The 23,366-nt window shown below is 68.7% G+C and carries 23 protein-coding genes, 1 tRNA gene and 1 pseudogene; 10 read left to right on the top strand and 15 right to left on the bottom strand.

Features of this window, described 5'->3' with window-relative positions; all coding sequences use genetic code 11:
* Nucleotides 1–2: 2 nt before the first annotated feature.
* The 3 genes from ABZV58_RS00125 to ABZV58_RS00115 all read right to left on the bottom strand — a co-directional run bounded on the left by ABZV58_RS00125 (nt 3) and on the right by ABZV58_RS00115 (nt 2,565).
* Nucleotides 3–710, bottom strand: coding sequence for a GntR family transcriptional regulator (locus ABZV58_RS00125; protein ID WP_354997987.1), 708 nt, complete (start codon nt 708–710; stop codon nt 3–5).
* A gap of 610 nt (nt 711–1,320) precedes the next feature.
* Nucleotides 1,321–1,563, bottom strand: coding sequence for a hypothetical protein (locus tag ABZV58_RS00120; protein WP_354997986.1), 243 nt, complete (start codon nt 1,561–1,563; stop codon nt 1,321–1,323).
* A 417-nt stretch (nt 1,564–1,980) separates the two neighbouring features.
* The gene (locus ABZV58_RS00115) at nt 1,981–2,565 is read right to left on the bottom strand and encodes a TetR/AcrR family transcriptional regulator (protein ID WP_354997985.1); all 585 of its coding nucleotides are present in this window, start codon (nt 2,563–2,565) and stop codon (nt 1,981–1,983) included.
* Between the two features lie 61 nt (nt 2,566–2,626).
* Here ABZV58_RS00115 and ABZV58_RS00110 point away from each other — a divergent pair, with 61 nt between their 5' ends.
* Complete coding sequence (locus ABZV58_RS00110) at nt 2,627–4,027, top strand: FAD-dependent oxidoreductase (RefSeq protein WP_354997984.1); 1,401 nt, start codon at nt 2,627–2,629, stop codon at nt 4,025–4,027.
* A gap of 89 nt (nt 4,028–4,116) precedes the next feature.
* On the opposite strand, the gene ABZV58_RS00105 is transcribed toward ABZV58_RS00110, so the two are convergent.
* The 3 genes from ABZV58_RS00105 to ABZV58_RS00095 form a co-directional block, all read right to left on the bottom strand.
* Nucleotides 4,117–4,190, bottom strand: a tRNA-Pro gene (locus ABZV58_RS00105).
* 60 nt (nt 4,191–4,250) lie between these two features.
* Nucleotides 4,251–5,222, bottom strand: coding sequence for a hypothetical protein (locus ABZV58_RS00100; RefSeq protein WP_354997983.1), 972 nt, complete (start codon nt 5,220–5,222; stop codon nt 4,251–4,253).
* 1,003 nt (nt 5,223–6,225) lie between these two features.
* On the bottom strand, nt 6,226–7,188 hold the full coding sequence (locus ABZV58_RS00095) for a metallophosphoesterase (RefSeq protein ID WP_354997982.1): 963 nt from the start codon (nt 7,186–7,188) through the stop codon (nt 6,226–6,228).
* Nucleotides 7,189–7,365: 177 nt separating this feature from the next.
* Between ABZV58_RS00095 and ABZV58_RS00090 the strand changes: the two genes are divergently transcribed.
* Nucleotides 7,366–7,830: a GatB/YqeY domain-containing protein gene (locus ABZV58_RS00090; RefSeq protein ID WP_354997981.1), complete on the top strand. Its 465-nt coding sequence runs from the start codon at nt 7,366–7,368 to the stop codon at nt 7,828–7,830.
* A 67-nt stretch (nt 7,831–7,897) separates the two neighbouring features.
* On the opposite strand, the gene ABZV58_RS00085 is transcribed toward ABZV58_RS00090, so the two are convergent.
* On the bottom strand, nt 7,898–10,252 hold the full coding sequence (locus ABZV58_RS00085; protein WP_354997980.1) for a penicillin-binding protein: 2,355 nt from the start codon (nt 10,250–10,252) through the stop codon (nt 7,898–7,900).
* Nucleotides 10,253–10,629: 377 nt separating this feature from the next.
* Between ABZV58_RS00085 and ABZV58_RS00080 the strand changes: the two genes are divergently transcribed.
* Nucleotides 10,630–10,953, top strand: coding sequence for a WhiB family transcriptional regulator (locus ABZV58_RS00080; RefSeq protein WP_011206869.1), 324 nt, complete (start codon nt 10,630–10,632; stop codon nt 10,951–10,953).
* Nucleotides 10,954–11,040: 87 nt separating this feature from the next.
* Here ABZV58_RS00080 and ABZV58_RS00075 read toward each other — a convergent pair whose 3' ends face one another.
* Nucleotides 11,041–12,153: an ArsA family ATPase gene (locus tag ABZV58_RS00075; RefSeq protein ID WP_354997979.1), complete on the bottom strand. Its 1,113-nt coding sequence runs from the start codon at nt 12,151–12,153 to the stop codon at nt 11,041–11,043.
* On the bottom strand, nt 12,150–13,169 hold the full coding sequence (locus ABZV58_RS00070) for an ArsA-related P-loop ATPase (protein ID WP_354998976.1): 1,020 nt from the start codon (nt 13,167–13,169) through the stop codon (nt 12,150–12,152). Before ABZV58_RS00070 ends, ABZV58_RS00075 begins: the two co-directional genes overlap by 4 nt.
* 199 nt (nt 13,170–13,368) lie before the next feature.
* Between ABZV58_RS00070 and ABZV58_RS00065 the strand changes: the two genes are divergently transcribed.
* From ABZV58_RS00065 to ABZV58_RS00055, 3 genes are read left to right on the top strand one after another with little or no spacing between them, the layout of a single operon-like run.
* Complete coding sequence (locus ABZV58_RS00065; RefSeq protein WP_085999251.1) at nt 13,369–13,533, top strand: DUF4177 domain-containing protein; 165 nt, start codon at nt 13,369–13,371, stop codon at nt 13,531–13,533.
* Nucleotides 13,534–13,536: 3 nt separating this feature from the next.
* A complete protein-coding gene (locus tag ABZV58_RS00060; protein ID WP_068063110.1) occupies nt 13,537–14,010 on the top strand; it encodes a RidA family protein in 474 nt (157 codons plus the stop codon).
* 42 nt (nt 14,011–14,052) lie between these two features.
* The gene (locus ABZV58_RS00055; protein WP_354997978.1) at nt 14,053–14,841 is read left to right on the top strand and encodes an MBL fold metallo-hydrolase; all 789 of its coding nucleotides are present in this window, start codon (nt 14,053–14,055) and stop codon (nt 14,839–14,841) included.
* Nucleotides 14,842–15,057: 216 nt separating this feature from the next.
* Here ABZV58_RS00055 and ABZV58_RS00050 read toward each other — a convergent pair whose 3' ends face one another.
* Both ABZV58_RS00050 and ABZV58_RS00045 read right to left on the bottom strand, forming a co-directional pair.
* Nucleotides 15,058–15,732 (bottom strand): Crp/Fnr family transcriptional regulator, encoded by a 675-nt coding sequence (locus ABZV58_RS00050; protein ID WP_011206875.1) that lies wholly within the window; start codon nt 15,730–15,732, stop codon nt 15,058–15,060.
* Between the two features lie 136 nt (nt 15,733–15,868).
* Entirely contained in the window at nt 15,869–16,096 is a 228-nt protein-coding gene (locus tag ABZV58_RS00045) for a hypothetical protein (RefSeq protein ID WP_084483326.1), read from the bottom strand.
* A gap of 259 nt (nt 16,097–16,355) precedes the next feature.
* Between ABZV58_RS00045 and nth the strand changes: the two genes are divergently transcribed.
* The 4 genes from nth (at nt 16,356) to ABZV58_RS00025 (ending at nt 19,759) form a co-directional block, all read left to right on the top strand.
* A complete protein-coding gene (gene nth / locus ABZV58_RS00040; RefSeq protein ID WP_354997977.1) occupies nt 16,356–17,036 on the top strand; it encodes an endonuclease III in 681 nt (226 codons plus the stop codon).
* A gap of 65 nt (nt 17,037–17,101) precedes the next feature.
* Nucleotides 17,102–17,716 (top strand): TlpA disulfide reductase family protein, encoded by a 615-nt coding sequence (locus ABZV58_RS00035; protein WP_354998975.1) that lies wholly within the window; start codon nt 17,102–17,104, stop codon nt 17,714–17,716.
* 133 nt (nt 17,717–17,849) lie between these two features.
* Nucleotides 17,850–18,569, top strand: a complete 720-nt coding sequence (locus ABZV58_RS00030; RefSeq protein ID WP_354997976.1) for a CoA pyrophosphatase — start codon at nt 17,850–17,852, stop codon at nt 18,567–18,569.
* Complete coding sequence (locus ABZV58_RS00025; RefSeq protein ID WP_354997975.1) at nt 18,566–19,759, top strand: MarP family serine protease; 1,194 nt, start codon at nt 18,566–18,568, stop codon at nt 19,757–19,759. The genes ABZV58_RS00030 and ABZV58_RS00025 overlap by 4 nt, the downstream gene beginning before the upstream one ends.
* Before the next feature lie 300 nt (nt 19,760–20,059).
* On the opposite strand, the gene ABZV58_RS00020 is transcribed toward ABZV58_RS00025, so the two are convergent.
* The 4 genes and pseudogenes from ABZV58_RS00020 to ABZV58_RS00005 all read right to left on the bottom strand — a co-directional run.
* A complete protein-coding gene (locus tag ABZV58_RS00020; RefSeq protein ID WP_354997974.1) occupies nt 20,060–20,995 on the bottom strand; it encodes an alpha/beta hydrolase in 936 nt (311 codons plus the stop codon).
* A gap of 52 nt (nt 20,996–21,047) precedes the next feature.
* Nucleotides 21,048–21,554 carry a phage holin family protein gene (locus ABZV58_RS00015; protein ID WP_354997973.1) on the bottom strand — a complete coding sequence of 169 codons (507 nt, stop codon included), beginning with the start codon at nt 21,552–21,554 and terminating at the stop codon, nt 21,048–21,050.
* A 113-nt stretch (nt 21,555–21,667) separates the two neighbouring features.
* The gene (gene nhaA, locus ABZV58_RS00010) at nt 21,668–22,888 is read right to left on the bottom strand and encodes a Na+/H+ antiporter NhaA (protein ID WP_354997972.1); all 1,221 of its coding nucleotides are present in this window, start codon (nt 22,886–22,888) and stop codon (nt 21,668–21,670) included.
* 244 nt (nt 22,889–23,132) lie between these two features.
* A pseudogene (locus tag ABZV58_RS00005) lies at nt 23,133–23,366 on the bottom strand (acetyl-coenzyme A synthetase); the annotation flags it as partial.

The raw sequence follows: 23,366 nt of genomic DNA, 5'->3' as shown, positions 1-23,366 counted from the left end.
CCCTATTCAGTTGCCATCGACATCGCCGCGATGGCGCGGGTGACCCGCTCCAAAACGACATCCAGTGATTCCCCGATATGGGTGTGCAGCAGGCGATACGCCAGCGGCAGGTCGTCGGCGAGCACCGCGTCGAGGATCGCGAGATGCTCGGTGATCGTGGTCTCGATCCGGTTGTTGACCATGAAGTCGTACATGCGCACGTGCCGGATGCGGGAGTTCACCGATTGCAGCGCGCGCACCAATTCGGCGTTGCCCGCCGCGGTGAGCAGGGTGACGTGGAATTCCTCGTCGCGCACCACGAAACCCGGTTCCTGTTCCGGCGGAGCGGCCTGGAGCTCGAGCCAGCTCGCCCGCTCGGCCTCCAGCAGGGCATGGTCGTGGCGCACCGCCGGATTGCCGATGGCGCGCTGAATACCACCTAGTTCCAAAGTGATTCGCAACTCGTACAGATCGCGAATGAGCGGGATGCTCGGCCGCACCGGGCTGAACCCGTACTCCTCGCGGCGCAACAAACCGTCCGAGCAGAGTACGGTGAGCGCCTCGCGGATCGGCGTACGCGAAATGCCGAAGCGCGCGGACAATTTCGGCTCGGTGAGCCGCTCCCCGAACTTGATGTCCCCGTTCATCAGCTCATCGCGCAACGCCGCGTAAACCATGTCCCGCAACGGCCGTCCCGCCGCATCAGCCGCCGTGGCCACCCTTGTCGACATGCGTGTATACGCTATGGATCTCGCGTTTCCCCCATGTGTCCGCAAGTTATCAAGCGGTAAGCGTCTCCTCACCGCCCGCCGGCCACCACCCTACTGCCGCTCAGGAGCGCGCCGGCTCGGCCCGCAGCCCGGGATACGGATCGATGATCCGCGGATCGCGCATATCATGCGGATGCGCCGGAGCAGCCAGGGTCGGCACTCGGGGCGCGGGTAGATGTTGGCCAGCACCTCGGTGCCGGTCGCATCGAGCTCCGCGTCACTCGGTCATTTGTCGATGGCGCATCGCAGGCAAATGTTCACCGGAGGCGCGGATCGGCTGGGAGCAGACTGCAACAGCGGGCTACACGGGGATGTCGTCGGCGTCATATCGGACAGCGAAGCTGGGTGTAGCCCCGGTACCGGGGACGATGCCGTTCCCTCATCGGCACGCCACCGGCCGCGCCTTCGGGTGGCGCCCCGGCGCCGGGGTGTAGGCCCCTGTCGCTGGGAGGAAGCTATGGACGCCTCCGTGTTCTTCGGATTGCTCGCGCTGGTGTGTGGGTTGCTCGCGGTGATCGCCGCGACCATCTGGTGGCCGGTGCCGGCCCAGCCATCCGACGACGAGCTGCCGCTAGTCGATGCCGAACGGCGTGGCGTAGCGGGCGATTCCGCTCGGCAGTGGGTGGGCCGGGTCGATCGCCCGCGTCATCAGCGCCTCGTCGGGCGCCTCGATACTCGGGGCGATGCCGTACCGCGAGGCCCGGTCGAAGCCGAACCGCGGGCAATACGTCGGATGGCATAGCCACCACGCCGCGACACCGCGAGCGCGGCGCGAACGGCGATCGAGCCCGCGCCCGCGCGACGGAATGCGCAATCGGTCGAGTCCGAGACTCGCCGGAGCGACGCGCCGACGAATCCGGACATTCTTCGGGACATGCTGCGCGACAGGGTATTTGACCGACCGCATCGCATAGTGTGTGCACACCTCCCGTCGAGGGGCGGTGGACTCTGGTCCAGACACCGCGCCCAGAAGGGAGGTGGTGGGGGAATGGCGAAGCATCGCCGGAAGAAGAGCAAGGCCCCGGTCGATTACGGCATCCTGTTGGTAGCAGCTGTCGTGACCGCCGGGGGCGCTCTCTCTGGTCCGCCGAGTGCGGGCTAGGTAACCCACCCGGGTGGGGCGTCGTAACCCGCGGCGCTCCACCCTCTCGGCATCACCGAAGTGACGCCACGAACTATACCGTCTCGCCGTAGCCCCTGTCTCGAAAGCGATCTCGGCGGAATCAGCGCGTCAGCGAAGTCCTTCGAGCAGGTCACGCATAAGTTTCGCGGCTTGGGGACGTCCGTCGTCCACCTCGGTGAGGGTCAGTGAGAGTTCGGTGAGGGCGCCGTAGAACGCGCTGGCGAGCAACTCGGCGGGGTAGGGCTTGATCAGCTGGTCGGCCAGGAGGGTTCGGACGGCATCGAGCACCAAGCCGCCGAGATGCTGCCGATCGAGTTCGCGCCAGCGCTGCCAGCCGAGCGCGATGGGCCCGTCCATCAGCACGATCTTGCGGTAGTCGGGGTCGGCGCAGACGTCGAGAAACGCGCCGATGCCGCGCTCGGCCTGTTCGAGCGGATCCGAGCCCGACGCCGTCGCCTCGCGTATCCGTTGCGCCGCTTGGCTTTCCAATTCGTCGAAGACCGCCTCGAAGAGGCCGCGCTTGCCGTCGAAGTGATGGTAGAGCGCGCCTCGGGTGAGCCCGGCGGTCCGGACCAGCTCTTCGGCCGAGAGCTTGGCGTAGTCGCGCTCGACGAACAGCCGCCGCCCGGTGTCGAGCAACGTCTGGCGGGTGTTCTCGGCGTATTTGTCCCGCATGGTCTTGACAGGCTCCATACATAAGGGATATCACATACGCAATGAATCTCGAATACACGGTGTATGAAAGCAGGTCGGGATGGTGCAATCGACGGACGTCGTAGTCGTCGGGGCGGGTGTGGCCGGGTTGGTGGCCGCTCGCGAGCTGGTCCGCGCCGGGAAGGAGGTGCTGGTCCTGGAGGCGCGGGACCGAGTCGGCGGACGGCTGCGCAACGAAGACCTGCTCGACGGCGTCCCGATCGAGATGGGCGGGCAATGGGTCGGTCCGGGGCAGGAGCGGGTGCTCGGTTTGATCGCCGAACTCGGCCTGTCCACGTTCCCGACCCATGTCGCCGGACAGAACATCGGCGAGTTCGGCGGAAAGCGTGCGGTCTTCAGCGGCCGGATTCCCAAGTTGAACCCGGTGGCGCTGGCCGACATCGGGCAGGCGCAGCTGCGGCTGGATCGGGTGGCGCGCGCGGTCGCCGCACGCGACCCGTGGCTCGCCGACCAGGCCGACAAGCTGGACGGGCAGACCTTCGCGACCTGGGTGAACAGGCACGCCTACACACCAACGGGACGCGCTTTCCTGCGGCTGGTCACCGAGGCGGTGTTCTCCGCCGAACCGGAGGACATGTCCGCGCTGTGGGCGGCGTTCTACGTGGGAGCGGCGGGCGGGCTCGACGCGCTGATCAATACCGATGGCGGCGCGCAACAGGACCGCGTGGTCGGCGGAAGTCAGCGGATCGCCCTCGAGCTGGCCGCGGCACTCGGCGAGCGGGTCGTTCTCGACGCTCCGGTGACGGAGGTGACCTGGAGCGACGACGAGTTGCGGATCTCGGCCGGGCACACGGCTGTGCGGGCCCGGCGGGCGGTGATCGCGGTGCCGCCGCCGCTCGCCGCGCGGATCCGCTACCTGCCCGGGCTTCCCGGCGGGCGCGATCAGCTGGTTCAGCGCATGCCGATGGGGCGGGTCATCAAATTCAATGTCGCGTATCGGGACCCGTTCTGGCGGGCGCAGGGTTTCAGCGGCCAGGCCAACAGCGATACGCGGCCGGTGGGCACGGTCTTCGACAACACCCCGCCGGACGGCGCGCCCGGCGTGCTGGTCGGGTTCTTCGAAGGCAAGCACGCCGACGTCGCGTCCCGGTTGTCTCCCGAAGCGCGCCGAGCTCAGGTGCTGAAAGATCTCGTCGGCTACTTCGGCCCCGCGGCGGCCGACCCGATCGCGTACCTGGAACGCGACTGGGCCGAGGAGGAGTACAGCCGCGGCTGCTACGGAGCTTTCGCGACACCGTCCACCCTCACCCGCTTCGGCCCCGCGCTGCGCACCCCCATCGGACCGCTGCACTGGGCGGGCACCGAGACCGCCACCCGCTGGCCCGGATACATCGATGGCGCGGTGGAGTCGGGGGAGCGGGCCGCGGGCGAAGTGCTCGCCGCGCTGGAACGCAGCGGTGAATCGACTCGACGACCGGCGGCAGCAGCCGAGAAGGGCTGAGACCCGACTGGGAGGCATGTCGACCGGAAAAGATAGAGGCCCTGACCGTCGAAACGGTCAGGGCCTCTGTCGTGTCTCAACCACACGAGTCGGGGTGACAGGATTTGAACCTGCGACCTCTTCGTCCCGAACGAAGCGCGCTACCAAGCTGCGCCACACCCCGTGAAGCGAACCTGGAGTAGCTTACAACAGGGAAGGTCCAGACGTTAAACCGGCAGGTCAATCAGCTTTCGTAGGAGCGAACGCTGCGGAAGATCCGCTTCGCGGCCTCGGCGTCGACGGCGTTCGGGACGCCGGTGTCGGCCGCGATCACCATGACGAAGCTGCCGATGTCGGCGCCGGTGGCGAAGGTGTACACCGAGTACTCGGTGGCGCAGCCGGGCTTCGCGTCGGTGATGGCGCCCCGGGTCTCGACGAACGTGCCGTGCTGAGCGCCGTCGAGAGAGTCCAGTGGCTGCGGGACGCCGGGGACACCGCCGCCGGGCGCGTTGGGGTAGGCGATCTTCGCCGTCTTCGTGCCGAGTTCGGTCGCGGCGCCGACGGTATCGGTGTTGTCCGAGCCGGTGACGAACGCCACGGTGCGCGTCGAACCGGGGCAGTAGTCCTTGCCCTCGGTCGCGTAACCCTTCCCGCCGACAGCATTGGGCGGCTTGCCGAAGCCCCCGGAGTCGCCGACGGTCCAGTCGGCGGGCACGTCGTACGCGGCGCCGCTCTCGGGCGCTACGACGACCTGGTAACCCGCCACCACCGGCGGCCCCGCGTTCGTCTCCTGCCGCCGCGCCGGAGCTCGCGTGCCGGACGAGGTGGTCAGCGCGCTCACCATCGACGGCGTCCCGTCCGCGCTGGCCTCCTCCGGCCCGCCCGCGACGACCACGGCAGCCGCGCCCGCCGCCAACACCGTCGCAGCGACGCCGATCCCGACCCAGGCCCGCGCGCCTCCCGCCCCGGACCGAGGGGATTCGGTCACCCACTGCGGAACCGACCCGCCCGCGGTGGTCCACTGCGGAGTCGAACCGTCCGCGGGCATGTGCGGCGCCGCACCCGGCGCAGGCGACCAACCGCCGAGGTTCTGCTGCGGCGCGATACCCGGAGTGGGCAGATTGAGCCCACCGATCCGGTCGTGCGCCCGTCCGGTGGGATTGATGTGCGGCTCGATCCCGCGCCGGGCTTCCGGTGATCCCGCGGTGGACCGCATGCTCGGGGTGATGTCGCCGGGAGCGTGCGGAACCTGCGGCCCCGCCGCGAAAACGGGCTCGCCCGGCGCTGCGGGTTCGACGGGCGAAGATGGCTGGTCCGCTTCAGGATTCGGCGCTGTTGCACCGCGGAAGTCGGGGCAACCCTGCGCCGCCGTCTGAAGGGGCAAGGCTGGCTGGCCCGTTGCAGGATTCGGTGCTGTTGCACCGCGGAAGTCGGGGTGGCCCTGCGCCGCCGCCGTCTGAACGGGCAAAGTTGGCTGGCCCGTCGGAGGATTCGGTGCTGTTGCACCGTGGAACTCGGGGTGGCCCTGCGCCGCCGCCGTCTGAACGGGCGAAGACGACTGGGCCGCTGAAGGACTCGGCGCCGTTGTACCGCGGAACTCGGGTCGGTCCTGCGCCGCCGCCGTCTGAAGGGGCAAAGACGGCTGGCTTGTTGGAGGATTCGGCGTGGTCGCACCGCCGAACTCCGGTCGGCCATGCTCCGTCGCCGAAGCGTGGTCAGGTGCGCCGGGCATGCCGATGACGGCGGATTCGGTGCGCGGGTCGTCGAATCCTCTGCTCAAAGTCGTCCCCTAGTCGACTGATTCAAGTTTCGGCACGCGACCCTACCGGGTCGGCACCAGACGGCTCACGCCCGGTAAGCGCGGATAACCCCTGCGCTGCTCGAGATATGCGCCCCCCGCCTGCGCTACGGCCATGCGGAACCCAAGGGCGACCCTGCGCTTCGGCCGCGCGGTCTGTAGACAAACCTAGGCTCCGCCGCCTGAGGACGACCTGTGTTCGGCCATGCGCGGCCTGTGAGTGGACTCCGTCCGACGGTGGCGCCCCGACGAACCGCCGCGCTCCGGCCAATGCGCAGGCAGTGGACGAGCGTTGCTCCGGCCGCGCGCGAGCCGAGGGCGACCCTGCGCTTCGGCCGCGCGGGCTGTGGACGAACTAGTGCTCTGCCATGCACAGGCTGTCGACGGACCTTCGTCCGCCTGTGGGCCGCCTACGGAAGCGTCAGCGGGACACGGTCTCCGAAGTCGACAGCCCGTGATTGCTCTCGGCGGTCGGACGCTTCGGCGGTGCGGCGACGAGGGTGAGCAGAGTGGCTTCGGGGCGGCAGCAGAAGCGGTAGGGCGCCCACGGCGAGGTGCCGATGCCCGCGGAGACGTGCAGCTGAGTGTGCTCGCCCCACTTCGACGGACCCTTCACGCGCGACTTGTCGATGCCGCAGTTGGTGACCAGCGCGCCGTAACCGGGCAGCACCAGTTGGCCGCCGTGGGTGTGGCCGGCCAGCACCAGGTCGTAGCCGTCGTCGGCGAAGCGGTCCAGCACCCGCGGTTCGGGCGAGTGGGTGAGGCCGATGCGCAGATCGGCGAGAGGGTTCGGGGGGCCCGCGACCGTGTCGTACCGGTCGCGCTGCAGGTGCGGGTCGTCGACGCCCGCGGTGGCGATCCGGACGCCCGCCACCTCGAGGTCGCGGCGCACGTGGGTGAGGTCGAGCCAACCGCGTTCGGTGAACGCCGCCCGCAGGTCCTTCCACGGCAGCGGCGCGCCGAAGACGCGGCGGTGGTCCTTCTTGAAGTACTTCAGCGGGTTCTTCGGCACCGGCGCGAAGTAGTCGTTGCTGCCGAAAACGAAAAGGCCCGGGCGGGAGAGCAATCCGCCGAGGGCCTGAACCACCGCGGGCACCGACTTCTGGTGCGAGAGGTTGTCGCCGGTGTTGACGACCAGGTCCGGCTCCAGCCGATCCAGTTCACGCAGCCACTGCTGCTTGAGCTTCTGACCGGGCATCATGTGCAGATCGCTGATGTGCAGCACCCGTAGGCTCGACGAACCGGGCGGCAGCACCGGCATGGTCGCCTCGCGCAGGACGAACGCGTTGCGTTCGATCAGCGAGGCGTAGCCGATTCCGGCTACCGCGGCCCCGGTGGCTCCAAGCGCGGTTCGGCGGACGGCGGCGGTCGAGATCACGGGCATTTGCCCAGCATAGGTGAGGGTGCCTCAGAACGCCGAGTGTGTTTCCGCACAGCTCCGCCGAATCGGCGGAGCGGGTCCGCGAGCAGCGGTGTTTCCGGTTCGAGCCTGGAACCACCGCGGCGCCGCCGCCGCGAAATGTAATGGGCCGGGCGACGGCGACCGGCTACCGTGTGCCTCATGTCGGAACTCAAAGATCGGCTGCGGACGGACATGACCGCCGCGATGAAAGCCAAGGACACGCTGCGCCTCGCGACGTTGCGCATGCTGCTTGCCGCGATCCAGACCGCCGAGGTCGCGGGCACGGAGGCGCGTGAACTCTCCGACGCCGAGGTGATCGCGGTGCTGCAGAAGGAGGCGAAGAAGCGCAACGAGTCGGCCGAGGTCTACACCCAGGCCGGTCGCGGCGAGCTCGCCGCCAACGAACACGCCGAGGCCAGGATCATCGACGAGTACCTGCCGACCCAGCTGACCGAGGCCGAGATCGCCGACCTGGCCGACACCGCGATCGCCCAGGTCGCCGAGGAAATCGGCGAACGACCCGGCATGCGCCAGATGGGTCAGGTCATGAAGATCGCGACCGCGCTCGCCGCGGGCAAGGCCGACGGCTCGCGCATCTCCGCGGCCGTCAAAGCCCGCCTCTGACACAGCGCCCCGAAAACCAGAACCGCCGACCGGCAGCAACGCCGGTCGGCGGTTCTTCGTCTATCGATTACCTGGGCCACCAGGGCGGCAGCGGGAAGCCCGGCGGCAGCGCCGGAGGCGGCGGCAGCGGACCCTGAGCGGGCGGCGGCGGGGCCTGGCGCTCGGTGCCGTCACTGATGTAGATCGTGATGACCGATCCCGGGATGGCCGAACCGTTCGGTGCGGTGCTCATCACGCTGCCCTTGGGCGGCGGGCCCGCGCCGTTGACGGCCGACACCTGGAAGCCCGCGGCGATCAGCGCGGTGGTCGCCTCGCCCTGCGACATGCCGACCACGTCGGGCACCTGCGAGTTGTTCGCGCCGCGGACGTACTTGTCGTCCAGCGGCGGCAGCGCGGGCGGCGGGAAATTGCTGATCACCGGCTTGATCGCGTTGAACCAGGTACGCGCGGGTTCGTTACCACCGAACAGGTTGCCGTCACCGCAGTTGCGCAGCGGGAAAGAGCAGATCTCGCCGGGCGTCGGGCTGTCGCCGTAGACGTAGACCGCGGCGGCCAGCGAGTTGGTGAAGCCGAAGAAGGCCGAGGAGCGGTGGCTTTCCGTGGTTCCCGTCTTGCCCGCCATCGGCAGGTTCCAGCCGGTGGCCTGGGCCGCGGCCGCGGCGGTGCCCGCGGTGTCGTCCTTGCTCATCGCGTTGGCGAGCGTGTTGGCCAGGCCGGGCTCGACCACCTGCTCGCAGGCCTGCTGGGTGAGCGGAACCTGCTTGCCGCTGCGGTCGACGACCTCCTTGATCGGCGAGGGCGGGCACCAGCGGCCGCCGGAGGCCAGCGTCGCGGCGACGTTGGAGAGTTCGAGCGGGTTGATCGCGACCGGGCCGAGGGTGAACGAGCCGAGGTTCTGGCCCTTGATCATGTCCGCCAGGCTCTGGTTGCCGTGCCCGGAGCTGCCCGGGTTGGTGAACGAGCGCATGCCGAGCCGCACCGCCATGTCGACGGTCGGGGTGACGCCGACGGCCTGGATCAGCTTGACGAACGCGGTGTTCGGCGAGGTGGCCAGCGCCTCGGTCACCGACATCGGCGACTTGTAGCGGCCCGCGTTCTCGACGCAGTAGGTGGCGGGCGGGCAGCCGCGCGCGCCGCCGTTACCCATGCCGCGCGCGTCGAAGCGGCCGGGCACGTCGAGCTGGGAGTTGATGCCGAGGCCCTTCTCCATGGCGGCCGCCGTGGTGAAGACCTTGAAGACCGAGCCCGCGCCGTCGCCGACCATCGAGAACGGCTGCGGTTGCACCGTCTCGTTGGCGTCGCGGTTGAGGCCGTAGGTGCGGCTGCTGGCCATGGCGACGACGTCGTGCGAGTCCTGGCCGGGCGCGATCACCGACATCACCTCGGCGATGTCATCGAGGTTCGGGTTGGCCGCCTCGGTGACCGCGCGCTTGACCGAGTCCTGCACGGCCGGATCGAGGGTGGTCTTGATCAGGTAGCCGCCCTTGTCGATCTGTTCGCGGCTGATGCCCGAATTGGCCAGGTATTGCAGCGCGTAGTCGCAGAAGAAGCCGCGGTCCTGGGCGGCGATGCAGCCACGCGGCAGACCCTTGGGCTCGGGCAGCACGCCGAGCGGCTCCGACTTGGCCTTGCGGAACTCCTCGGCGCGCGCCGGAATGTTCTGGATCATCGTGTCCAGCACGGTGTTCCGGCGAGCCAGCACGCCCTGCTGGTTGGTGTAGGGGTTCAGCTTGGAGCTGGACTGCACCATGCCCGCGAGCATCGCCGACTGCGGGACGTTCAGCTGGGCCGCGTCGATGCCGAAGTAGGTCTGCGCGGCGTCCTGGATGCCGTAGGACGAATTGCCGAACGGCACGAGATTCAGATACCTGGTGAGGATCTCGTCCTTGGTGAGTTCCTTGTCCAGGGTCAGCGCCATGCGGATCTCGCGGATCTTGCGCGCCGGGGTGGTCTCGATCGCCGCGCGGCGTTCGGCGTCGGTCTTGGCGACGACGAGCAGCTGGAAGTTCTTCACGTACTGCTGGTCGAGGGTGGACGCGCCCTGCTGCACCTCGCCGCTGGTGGTGTTGGTGAGGAACGCGCGCATCGTGCCCTGCCAGTCCACGCCGTCGTGGTCGGCGAAGCGGCGGTCCTCGATGGAGATGATCGCCAGCTTCATGTCGTTGGAGATGCGCTCGCTGGGCACCTCGAACCTGCGCTGCTCGTAGAGCCAGGCGATGGGAGACCCGTTCTTGTCCACCATGGTCGAGACCGCGGGGACGGTGCCCTCGACCAGTTCCGCGGAGACGTTGTCCACGGCGTCGGCGGCCCGGTTGGAAACGAACCCGAATCCACCGGCGAGGGGGAACAAGAGCCCGGCGACGAGCACCGCGGCCAGCGCGCAGCTGCCCGCCAGCTTCGCGAGCGTATGTGTGATCGGCACATTCGACACGTTCCCAAGGGTACGGGGTGCGCTTCTCGCCCTCTCGGGTGTGCTTGTCCGAAGGCGAGATCCGGCGTTCGTCCAGGCCTGTTGGGCGTGTCGCTCAGGCGTGTCAGGCGTGTCAAGCACCGGCGTGTCGCGAATCGGCCCGACTGATCGGTTCTTTATCACGTTTGCATGGACGGGCGTACCAAAAAATCTCGAGACGGTCTTGCGCTCGGGCCATACCTTTACCTAGATTGAGAACCCAGTGTGATGGAGCTAACACTCAAAGTGGAATGTGGTTCAGAGCGCAGCGGGGTTCGGGTTGCTGCGATCTGGCACGCGATTCTGGAGCGCCGTTGACCCGGTGTTCGGACTGCAAAGGGGCACACCAAATGCATATGACAACCCCCATCGCTCGATTGGACGTAGAGCAGGCCGAAGCGCGAATCGCCTGGGTATCCCAGGCCCGATGCAAGGAAGTAGATCCCGATCAGTTGTTCGTCCGCGGCGCGGCGCAGCGCAAAGCGGCGACGATCTGCAGGCACTGTCCGGTGCTGATGCAGTGTGGAGCCGATGCCCTCGACAATCGCGTCGAGTTCGGCGTGTGGGGTGGGATGACCGAACGGCAGCGGAGGGCGCTGCTGAAACAGCATCCCGAGGTGACCTCTTGGGCCGATTTCTTCCAGGCCCAGCGCCAGCACCAAGTGGCGATGTAGTCGACAGAACGAGAAAACGAGCCCGCGTTTGCGGGCTCGTTTTCGTTTGCGCCTATAGCGATTCCGATTCAATACCGAACGTTATGGTTAAGCGGAGATGCGGGCTCCGGTCAGCTGATCGCCCACTGCGCGCAGCGCCTCGAGATCGCAGACCTCGAACGGCAGCGCGGTCACCGGGACCATCGGCACGCGCGGATGCGCGCCGGTGAATCGGTGCAACAGATGCTGCTCGCGCTTGGCCGTGGCGACCCGTTCGGCGTGGATGCGCAGCACCGAGCTGGTCAGCGGATCGGATTCGGCAAGCTGGTCGGCGGCGGTGAGCGCGTGATCGGCGGGTAGGTCGCTCAGCGCCGGATGGGTCCGGTTGAGCACCAGTCCCGCGAGCGGCATCTGTTCGGTGGAGAGCCGATCGACGAAGAACGACGCCTCGCGCAGCGCGTCCGGTTCCGCGGCGGCCACCACAAGGAAGTGCGTGCCCGGCTTCGACAGCAACGCGTAGGTGCGGTCGGCCCGGTCCTGGAAACCGCCGAACAGCGACTCCAGCGACTGCAGGAAGACCGACGCGTCCTTGAGCAGCTGCCCGCCGACGACGGTGGACACGCCGCGCATGGCCAGGCTCATCGCGCCGGTGACGAACCGGCCGACGCCGCGTCCCGGCGCCATGATGAGCCGGATCATCTTGCCGTTCAGGAAGTTTCCGAGACGCTTCGGCGCGTCGAGGAAGTCGAGCGCGTTGCGCGACGGCGGGGTGTCGACCACGATCAGGTCCCATTCCCGCTTGTTCGCGAGCTGCCCGAGCTTCTCCATGGCCATGTATTCCTGCGTGCCGCCGAAGGACGACGCGAGGGTCTGATAGATCGGGTTGGCGAAGATCTGCTCGGCCTTCTCCGGTGTGGTGTGCTCGAGCACCATGTCGTCGAACGTGCGACGCATGTTCAGCATCATCGCGTACAGCTCGCCCTTGGCCTCCGGGCCGAGCGCCACCCGCTGCGGGCTGTTGTCCAGGTCGGCGACGCCGAGTGACTGGGCCAGTCGGCGCGCCGGGTCGATCGTCAGCACCACGACCTTGCGCCCCATCTCGGCGGCGCGCAGCGCGATCGCGGCGGCGGTGGTGGTCTTGCCGACGCCGCCGGAGCCGCAGCACACCACGACCCGCGCGGTGGGATCGGTGATGATCTTCGAGATGTCCAGGGTGGTCATCGCACTCCCTGCGCGCTCAGATGTTCGGCCAGCTCGTAGAGTCCGCCGAGGTCCATGCCGTCGGCTAGTGCGGGCAGGTGCAGCTGCGACACGTCGACCTTGTTCAGTTCAGCCGCGCTCGCGTCCTGGGCCTGCAACCGGGCGGAGTGCTCGTAGGTCTCGGCGATCAAGCCCTCGAAACTGTCCTCCGACAAGGTGATTCCGGCTTGCTCCAGTCCGGCGCGGATGGCGGCGCGGTCGATGTCGCCCTCGGCGGCGCGGTTGCGCACGTCGGTGGGCAGGAAGCTCTCGCCCGCGCGGTTCACGATCACCGTGCCGATGCGCAAATCGTTGGCGGTGAGTTCGGCGACGGCGTCGGCGGTCTCCTGCACCGGCAGCGCCTCGAGCAGCGTGACCAGGTGGATCATCGTCTGATCCGAATGCAGCAGCCGGGATACGCCCTCGGCCTGCGAGGCGATCGGTCCGCCCTTGGCGATCTCGACCATCGCGGTGGTGACGTCGAGGAAGCTGGCGATCCGGCCGGTAGGCGGTGCGTCCACGACGATTTCGTCGTAGACCCGCTTGCCCGTGTTGTCCACGCGGACCGCGCACTCCTTGATCTTGCCGGTCAAGATGACGTCGCGCAGACCGGGCGCGATCGTGGTGACGAACTCGACGGCGCCCATCCGGCGCATCGCCCGTCCCGCGAAGCCCAGGTTGTAGAACATGTCGAGGTATTCGAGGAAGGCGTGCTCGATGTCGAGCGCCAGCGCGACCACCTCGCCGCCGCCGTCCGCGGTGGCGATTCTCGTCTCGGTCGGTGGCAGCGGCGGCAGGTCGAACAGCTGCGCGATGGACTGTCTGCTCTCGACTTCGACCAGCAGCACCCGGCGTCCGCCCGCGGCGAGTGCCAGCGCGAGCGCGGCGGCCACCGTCGACTTGCCCGTTCCCCCTTTGCCGGAGACGTAGTGCAAGCGGGCCTTTTCCGCGCGCTTCGGCCAACCCGTCTCCAGCCCCGGCTCCGCCGAAATAGGCACTGCTGTTGGTACTCCCACGCTCGCGAGCCTATAGCCCGTTCTGCGATCACGCCCTAGGGATACGGTCACACTGCCGTTTTCGGCACCTTCTGTACCAGACAGTCTCGTCGGGGGCTATCATCCCGCCGACTCACGAGGCATATCCCGACAAGCCAGCCCGGGACGCGCGGCCCCGCGAGCCCGCCCATAAACTCACCGCATGAGTGATGTGACCCTGTGGGAGTACGCGACCGTTCCGCTGCTTACGCACGCGACCAAGCAGATCCTCGATCAGTGGGGCGCCGACGGCTGGGAGCTGGTGACGGTGCTGCCCGGCCCGACCGGTGAGCAGCATGTCGCGTACCTGAAGCGTCCGAGGCAGTAGGCCGTGGCTGTCGACGCGGCCACCCCGTGGCGTAAGAACCTGGAGCGGCTCGGACTGACCGTGCCTGCGGTGGCCGCGCCCGTCGCGGCCTACATCCCGGCGGTGCGCACCGGCTCGCTCGTCTACACCTCCGGCCAGCTGCCTTTCGTGAACGGTGAGCTGTCGGCGACCGGCAAGGTCGGCGCCGAGGTCTCGCTGGAGGCGGCGGCCGAGGCGGCGCGGCTGTGCGCGCTCAACGCGCTGGCCGCGGTGCACGACCTGGTCGGGCTCGACGAGGTGGTGCGGATCGTCAAGGTGGTCGGTTTCGTCGCGTCCGCGCCGGGATTCACCGATCAGCCGCTGGTGATCAACGGCGCCTCGGAGTTCCTCGGTGAGGTCTTCGGCGACGCGGGCGTGCACGCGCGTTCGGCCGTCGGCGTCTCCGAACTTCCGAAGAACACCCCGGTCGAAGTCGAACTGATCGCCGAGGTGCGTTAGACAGGTTGTCGGACAACGATTCCGAACGACCGAGGTAATGCGATGACGCCTACTCATCCCGCGTACGGGCAATTACGCCAGGTGACGCCGACGGCGGCGGTGCTGCTCGCGGACAATCCCGGCCAGATGACACTGGACGGCACCAACACCTGGATCCTGCGCGCGCCGGATGCGGCGGAGTACGTCGTGGTCGATCCGGGGCCGAAGGACAAGAAGCACAGCGAGGCCATCGCCAGGGTCACCGACGGCAAGATCGCGTTGACCCTGATCACGCACCGTCACCACGATCACACCGGCGGCATCGAGCGACTGGTGAAGCTGACCGGCACGCCGGTGCGCGCGAAGGATCCCGAATTCCTGCGCGGTGCCGCGCCGCTGACCGACGGCGAGGTGATCGAGGCCGCCGGACTGCGGATCGGTGTGCTCGCGACGCCGGGGCACACCGCCGACTCGCTGAGCTTCGTACTCGACGACGCGGTGCTCACCGGCGACACCATCCTCGGCAGCGGCACCACCGTGCTGGACTCCACCGACGGCACCCTCGCCGATTACCTCACCTCGCTGGACCGGCTGATCGAGGCGGGCGCGGGCAAGGCGCTGCTGCCCGCGCACGGCCCGGACCACCCGGATCTGGAACCGGTCGCGCGGTACTACATCCAGCACCGCAGGGAGCGGCTCGACCAGGTGCGCGCCGCGCTCGCCGAACTCGGTCCGGACGCGGGCGCCATGGCGGTGGTGCGCAAGGTGTACGCGGATGTGGACAAGCGGCTCTGGTTGGCCGCGCGCAGCTCGGTGCAGGCTCAGCTGGAGTATCTGCGCGCCGAGCGATAGCCCAATTTCGACGCAGCCGACCAAAGTCCGCCGACAGCCTCGCGCATAGCCGGAGCGAAGGCGAAGGTACGCCTATCAGACGCGACCGGACGGAGTCCGCCGACAACCCCGCGCACGGCGGGAGCGAAGGCGCAGGGACATTCGCCCGAAACACGACGGCCCGCCGGATCCAGTGGAGCGCTGGATCCGGCGGGCCGTGTCGTATTCAGGAGCGGGTCAGCGGGCGCGCCGCGCGAGTCGCTCGGAATCGGAGATGAGCACGCTCTTGCCCTCCAGCCGCAGCCAGCCGCGGTGCGCGAAGTCGGCGAGCGCCTTGTTGACGGTCTCGCGAGACGCGCCGACGAGCTGGGCGATCTCCTCCTGGGTCAGGTCGTGGGTGACCCGCAGGGCGCCCGCTTCCTGGGTGCCGAACCGCTGCGCGAGCTGCAACAGCGCCTTGGCGACGCGACCGGGAACGTCGGTGAAGATCAGGTCGGCGAGGTTGTTGTTGGTGCGCCGCAGACGGCGGGCGAGCACGCGGAGCAACTGCTCGGCGATCTCGGGCCGCTGGTCGATCCAGGACTTGAGGGCATCGCGATCCATCGTGACGGCGCGGACCTCGGTGACCGTGGTGGCGGTCGAGGTGCGCGGGCCCGGGTCGAAGATCGACAGCTCGCCGAACATGTCCGACGGGCCCATGATGGTGAGCAGGTTCTCCCGGCCGTCCGGGGAACGTCGGCCGATCTTCACCTTGCCCGAGGTGATGATGTACAGCCGATCGCCGGGTTCGCCCTCGTTGAAAATGACATGGCCGCGCGGGAAATCAACCGGCTGCAGTTGTTTGGCGAGTGCCGCCACCGCGGTGGGCTCTACGCCTTGGAAGATGCCTGCTCTGGCGAGGGCCTCGTCCACGAATGTGCTCCTTATGGGAAATGGCTCTGGGCTGGACCGAAGCGAATCGGCCAACAGCGCAGTCTACGCGGCATTGTGGCCGCGTAGTGACAGACACCACGTAACGAGTGGATTGCGCGGCGTCCAGGTAGTGGATTCAGCTCGCTCGAGCGACGTCCAGGTCGTCGTTACGGGAACGGCGCTTGCGCATCCGGGCCACCGCGGCGGGCAGTCCGGCCTTCGTCAACTCCTTGACCTCGGCGTTGCTGGCCCTGTCCAGGTACTGCTGAACCTCGGGGTCGGGTTCGAGAAGTTTGCGGAGCCGATTCTCGACCCGCTCCATCAGCAGTGCGAACAGCATCAACACCACTGGGAAGAGCACCACAGCGAGTCCTTGCATATCGCGTAGTAAACACGCTGAAGGTCTCAGATGGAACACGGCAGCAGATCTGGCCGGCCACCTTGTCGGAGCGGTTCCGTAAGGTGGACGCGTGCGTGCCTCCCCGTCTGTGACCGATGTGAACGGGTCTTCGGCTGCCGCCGGGGCGACCGATGCGCAACCCACGGGGGCGGCCGTTCCGAAACGGAAATCTCGCGCGCGACAGGCGGAAACGAAGCTGGGACTCGTGCGAAGGGCGCGCCGGATGAACCGCACCCTCGCGGCCGCGTTTCCGGGCGCGCACTGCGAACTGGATTTCACCACTCCGCTCGAATTGGCGGTCGCGACAATCCTTTCCGCGCAGTGCACCGACGAGCGCGTGAATCTCACCACTCCCGCCGTCTTCGCCAAGTACCGCAGCGCGCGCGATTACGCCGAAGCGAACCGCGCGGAGCTGGAGGAATACATCCGGCCGACGGGGTTCTACCGGAACAAGACGAGCTCGCTGATCGGCCTCGGGCAAGCCCTGGTGACCGAACACGATGGTGAATTACCTCACACCCTCGCCGAACTGGTGAAATTGCCGGGCATCGGCCGCAAGACTGCCAACGTCATCCTCGGCAACGCCTTCGACGTGCCGGGCATCACGGTCGACACGCATTTCGGCAGGCTGGTTCGCCGGTGGGGCTGGACCACCGAGGAAGATCCGGTCAAGGTCGAGCACGCGGTCGGCGAACTCGTCGAGCGCAAGGAATGGACAATGTTGTCCCATCGCGTGATCTTTCACGGTCGGCGGGTGTGCCATGCCAGGAAGCCGGCGTGCGGCGCGTGCGTGCTCGCCGCCGACTGCCCGTCCTTCGGCGCCGGGCCGACCGAGCCGGAGCTCGCGGCGAAGCTGGTGAAGGGTCCGGAGCGCGAACACCTGCTCGGGATGGTCGGCCTGTGAGATCGCGGGCCGCGGACGAAACGCCGCGGGAAGAAGATTCCGGTACGGCGAGATTCTCCTCCGCGGTGCGCTGGGCGCTGGTCGGCCTGATCGTGGTCGTCGCCGCCGTGATCGCGCTGTGGCCGCGCGGCGGTGGCGAGGACACGGCGTCGGATCCGCGACCCGTCCCCGGCACGCAGCAGGTCCCCGCGCAACTGCGCGCCGATGCCGCGCTCGCACCCTGCCCGCGGCCCGCGCCGAGCGCGACGGGAGCGGGCCCGCTGGCCGGGATCACCCTGACCTGCCTGGCCGACGGCGCGCCCCTCGACCTCGCCGCGGCGCTCGCGGGCAAACCCGCGCTGCTCAACCTCTGGGCCTACTGGTGCGGACCGTGTGCCGAGGAGTTGCCGTACCTCCGCCAGTACGCGGAGCGGGTGGGTTCGGCACTGACCGTGCTCACCGTGCACAGCGATCCCGAAGAGGCCAAGGCGCTGTTGCGCCTCACGGGATTGGACGTGCGTCTGCCCGGTGTGCTCGACGGCGCCGCGAAGGTGCGCGCCGCCGCGGGCGCCCCTGCCGTGCTGCCGATTTCGCTGCTGGTTCGCCCGGATGGTTCCCTTGCACAGGTTGTCGTGCGAACGTTTACCGGCGTCGACGACATTGCCGATACGGTGGCAGCGGCGCTCGGAGTGCGAGCGTGACGGCGCGCGTGGTCGAACAAAAGGTTTGCGATGCCGTGAGAAGGTCTACACCGCAAGACATCTCGCAGCGTCTGTTGCGGGCGGACAGAACGGTTGTGGAGGTGGTGGTGCGCAGGTTCACCGGGGGAGCGGCATGACGATTCCGCTGCCGACCGACATTCCGCACTGGCTGCGCCGGGCCGTCGAGCCCGCGCACGCCGACGCGAGTGACACGTTGCGGATCGCGCGCGCCCTGCGCCGAGCCATGACGATCACCGGCGAGGCGCGCCAAGCCGCCGTGCTCGTGCTGTTCAGCGGTTCGACCGAGGACGATCCCACCGCTCCCGGCGGGTTGCCCGCCGACGCCGATGTGCTGCTGACCCAGCGCGCGTCGACCCTGCGCCAGCACCGGGGACAGGTCGCCTTCCCCGGTGGCGCTGTCGATCCCGAAGACGAGGGACCGATCGACACCGCGTTGCGCGAGGCGTGCGAGGAGACCGGCGTCCTGCGCGAGCACGTGCAGCCGCTAGCGGTGCTGCCGAAACTCTTCGTGCCGCCGTCGCGGTTCGACGTGACACCGGTCGTGGCCTACTGGCGCACGCCCGGTGAGGTGCGGGTGGTGAACCAGAGCGAGACCGAGCGGGTGGTGCGGGTGCCGCTCTCCGAAATGCTCGACCCGGCCAATCGCTTCCTCGTCCGCGGCAGCCTCGGCTACCAGAGCCCGGCCTTCCAGGTCGACGGCATGCTGGTCTGGGGACTGACCGGCGGGATACTCGCGGGCATCTTCCAGTCCGCGGGCTGGGAACTGGAATGGGACCGCGACGATGTGCGCGACCTCGAATCGGCGCTCGCCGCAGTGGGGATGACCTTATGAGCTCCTCGGCCTGGCTCGACATCATCGTGGTGCTGCTCGCCCTGGCCGCGGCCGCGTCCGGCTGGCGGCAGGGCGCCGTGGCCTCGGCGCTGGCCTTCCTCGGCGTCGTGCTCGGCGCCGTCGCGGGCATCCTCATCGCGCCGCACATCCTGGTGCACGTCGACGAGGGGCGGACCAGGGTGCTCACCGGTGTGCTGCTCATCGTGCTGTTGGTGATCGTCGGCGAGGTCGCGGGCATGGTGCTGGGGCGCGCCGCGCGCAGCGGGATGCGACATCCGTTCACCCGCAGCGTGGACAGCGTCGTCGGCGCGATGCTGCAGGCGGTGGCGGTGCTGGTCACCGCGTGGCTGCTGGCGCTGCCGCTGGCCACCTCGTCGCAGCCCGCGATCGCCACCGCGATCAACGGTTCCCGGGTGCTCGCCGACGTCAACCAGGTCGCGCCGAACTGGCTGCGCAAGGTCCCCAACGAATTCTCCAAGCTGCTCAACACTTCCGGCCTGCCGGACGTGATCGGTCCGTTCGGTCGCGCGCCCATCGCCGCGGTCGAGCCGCCGGATCCGAGCGTGCTCGCCAGCCCCGTCGCGGCCTCGCTGCAACAGAGCGTGTTGCGCATTCGCGGCGTCGCGCCGAGCTGCCAGCGCGCGCTGGAGGGTTCGGGCTTCGTCATCGCGCCGGAGCGGGTGATGACCAACGCGCACGTCGTCGCGGGCACCACCAGCGTCGCGGTGGACACCCCGCGCGGACCGCTGGACGCTCACGTCGTGCTGTTCGACCCGTCCAAGGACATCGCGGTGCTCTCGGTGCCCGGCCTGACCTCACCGGTCGTGCCGCAGGCCCCGGCGCCCGCGCGCTCCGGCGACAGCGCGATCGTGCTGGGCTACCCGGGCGGCGGACCGTACACGGCCAGCGCGGCCCGCGTCCGCGAGACGCTCGACCTCACCGGCCCGACGATCTACCGCAACGGCACCGTCGAGCGCGAGGTCTACACCGTCCGCGGCCTGGTGCGAGCGGGCAACTCCGGCGGCCCGCTGGTGGACACCGAAGGCCAGGTGCTCGGCGTCGTCTTCGGCGCCGCGGTCACCGACGACGACACGGGCTACGTGCTGACCCTCGACGAGGTCCGCTCCGACCTCGACGCGGCCACCGGCGCGAACCTTCCCGTCGACACGGGAGCCTGCGTACTCAGCTGAGTGCGGTTCCCGCGCAACGGCCGTCGACCGCGTACCGGTCGGCGGCCGTGCCGCGTCGAACGAGCGATATCAGCCGCCCTCCCGCGTCAGTGCCGCCGCATGGTTCGAGGAGAGCGCCCGGGTGCGGGCGCAGCGTGCCGACATCCGCGCGGCAACTCGGCCAGCGGCAGGTGCGGCACTCACGTCGGTCGCCTACGGGCGCCGCTGTGTGACTGGTCTCGGCTGTCGCGCGAAACATCCGCGCGTCGGCTTCGAAGCGCATGGTCGGCTGCCACACGGGTCGGGTCGGTGTGTTGACCCTCAGCCGAGGAACTTGGCCAGTTCCGCGGTGACCACGTCCGGGTTCTCTTGGTGCGCGAAGTGGGCGGCGTTCGGCACGGTGACCATGCGGCGGTGCGGTGACCAGCGCAGGCCGCGGTGGAAGGTGGAGCGCAGCAAGTAGTTGTCGGATTCGCCGCGCATGGCGAGCACCGGGATGCCGATGGGGACGCGGACAGTGGCCATGAAGCGGCGGCCGTCGGGGCGCCACTGACTGCGGAAGGCCCAGCGCTGATATTCCAGCGCGCAGTGCGCGGCGCCCGGGATCTGGATGGCCGAGCGCATGCGCCGGGCCGCGTCCACGAATTCGGCGGTCCCCGACCAGGATCCGGTGACGCGCTGCCGCAGCAGGCGCTCCACCTCGAACCCGTCGCGGGTGGTCAGCCGGTGTTCCGGATAGCGGGGCAGCTGGTAGCGCAGGAAGTTCGGCAGCCACGTCCTGCGCTGCCGCCGATCGCGCAGCACGGCGCTCTTCAGCGCGCCAGGGTGCGGCGAACTCACCAGCGCGATGGCGCGCACCAGCCTGGGATGCAGAACCGCGGTGGCCCAGCAGACCAACCCGCCTTCCGCATGGCCGACCAGCGCGGCCTCGGTGTGCCCGAGCGCGCGGATGAGTCCGGCGATGTCACCGGCGAGGGTCCAGCCGTCGTAGCCGCGCGGGGGTTTGTCGCTGTCGCCGTAGCCGCGCAGGTCCACCGCGACCGCGCGGAAACCCAGCTCGGTGAGCCCGGTCAGCTGGTGCCGCCAGGACCACCAGAAATCGGCGAACCCGTGCAGCAGCACCACCAGCGGTGCGTCGGTGCGCTCGGGCGCGGCCTCCACGACGTGAAATCGAATGCCGTTGGCATGAACGTCCCGGTGGGTCCACGGACCGTCGTAACGGACGCTGGACGGATCCGGAAGGAAGTTCGACGACACGCCGACCGAGCCTAGTGGTCGGCGCGCGGCGCCGCGACGACGACCCGCACGGTCAGTTGGTGCGCTTTTCCAGCGCCAGGTGCTCGTCGTGCGCGGCGGCGCCGAATCCGCTCGGCAGCACGGAGCGCGCCTGCTTCAGCGAATCGATCGTCTTCTCCGGCGCGCGCAGCTTCTTCACCCGCCGATAGCCGAGGAACGCGAGCGCCGCGGTCGCGACGACCATCAGCAGGAACACGATCAGGAACGCGGCCCACCTGGCCAGCCACACGTCGAGCAGCTCGCCGAGGAAGAAGAAAAAGAAGAAGGTGCTGAACAGCAGCACGGTCAGCGCGAGGATGAAGTAGACGCTGCCCTGCAGGCCCTTCTTGATCTCGCCCGTGACCTCGGCCTTGGCCAGCTCGACCTCGGCGCGCACCAGGGTCGACATCTGCTCGGCCGCGTCGCGGACCAGGGTGCCGAAGCTGGCGGAGCCGATCGGGTTGGCATCGGTCAGCGGAATGGAGGTGACCGTGCGCCCGCTCTGCGCGTCGTTCCCGTTACCGCCCTGGGTGAAACTCACTTGGTCGACCCTTCTCCCTGTCCCGGCACTGCTTTCAGCTCCGTCACGCAGGCTACCGCCTGTCGGCCCGTCGCTCGCGTGGTGTTCCTGCTGCGGCGTGCTCGCGCTCGCGTTCACTCTTCCGGTTCTAGCGCACGAGCCGCGCGCCGCGCCTGGTGGACACGCCCACGCCGCAACAGTAGCGCCGAACCGGCGAGCGATGCCGCCATGGAGGTCACCAGCACCGCGGCCTTCGCCAGTTCGACGGCCGAGCCGTCGCCGACGTCGGACAGCGCGAGTTCCGCCACGAGAAGGCTAACCGTGAAGCCGATCGCGCCGAGGACCGACAGGGCGAACATGTCACGGTATTCGAGATTGGCCGGCTTCTTCGCGATGCCGAACCGGATTGCCACCCAGCTGATCCCGAAGATGCCGATGGACTTGCCGAGCAGCAGCCCGAGAATGATGGCGAGCGCGAGCCGGTCGGTGAACAGCTCGCCGAAGACCTTGCCGTTCAACGGGACTCCGGAAGCGAACAACGCGAACAGCGGCACGCACAGCCCGGCCGAGACCGGCTGGAACCGATGCTCCCACCTGGTCGCGGGCGCCTCGTCTTCGTCGGGGTCCGTGCGCACCCTGGTCAGCAGGCCGAGCGCGACACCCGCCAGCGTCGGATGGATGCCCGCCTCGTGCAGCGCGTACCAGGAGACCAGCGCCAGCGGCACGTACACCACCGGCGAGGTGATCCGCCGGTGCTGGGCAAGCGCCCACGCCGCGAAGCAGGCCGCGGCGGCGAGCAGCCACAGCAGCGAGAGCGCGGTGGTGAACAGCACCGCGATCAGAATGATGGCCAGCAGATCGTCCACCACGGCCAGACTGAGCAGGAACACCCGCGCGCCCGCCGGAATGCGCGAACCGGTCATGGCGAGCACGGCCAGCGCGAAGGCGATGTCGGTGGCGACCGGGATGGCCCAGCCGCGGTCCATGCCTTCGACCCCGGATCCGACGATCGCCGCGATCAGCGCGGGCGTGACCACGCCGCCGACCGCGGCGATGATGGGTAACGCGGCGCGTTTGCGATCGGCCAGTTCACCGACCACGAGCTCGCGTTTGAGCTCGAGCCCCGCGACGAAGAAGAATACGGCGAGCAGACCGTCCTTGGCCCAATCGGCAAGCGTGAGTTCCAGGTGCAGCCGCTCGATCGGCAGCACCGTCTGGGTCATCGTGACGTAGCTGTCGCCCCACGGGGAGTTCACCCAGAGCAACGCGATCGCCGCCGCGACGAGAAGCAGGGCGCCACCGACGGTTTCGGTTCGCAGATAGCGAGCCAGCTCGGAGCGCACCTGGTTGATCACGGAAAACCTTTCGTCCGGGCGTGTAAAACCACGGACCCGCGATCGAGCTGTTCCGGCTCACACCACCTGCCCGCACGCCGACCAGACTTCCCGGCACACCTGACGCAATTCTAACGGGTACGCCCGGTGACAAGATCAGCCACCGGCCGTATCCTGCGCCCTCCCGGTGTGCACTTCGCAGAGCCGCCCACGCTTCGCAGGGGATACACCCGCTGCGAAGCGCGCGAACCGTCTGCGAGGAAGCTCAGGCGCGGCTGGCGCGGATCGCCTCGAAGACGTTGGGGTCGACGAGGGTGGAGGTGTCGCCGAGTTCGCGGCCTTCGGCGACGTCGCGCAGCAGGCGGCGCATGATCTTGCCGCTGCGGGTTTTGGGGAGTTCGGGCACGACGTGGATTTCGCGTGGTTTGGCGATGGGGCTGATCTCGCGGGCGACTTCGGCTTTGAGTTCGTCGACGAGTGCTTGGCCGGTGTCTTTGGC

Origin of the sequence: Nocardia sp. NPDC004654 (genome assembly GCF_040609595.1) — a bacterium.
Taxonomy (GTDB): Bacteria; Actinomycetota; Actinomycetes; order Mycobacteriales; family Mycobacteriaceae; genus Nocardia.
The sequence above is the reverse complement of the archived record's forward strand: the minus strand, read 5'-3'. Positions and strand labels throughout refer to the sequence as shown.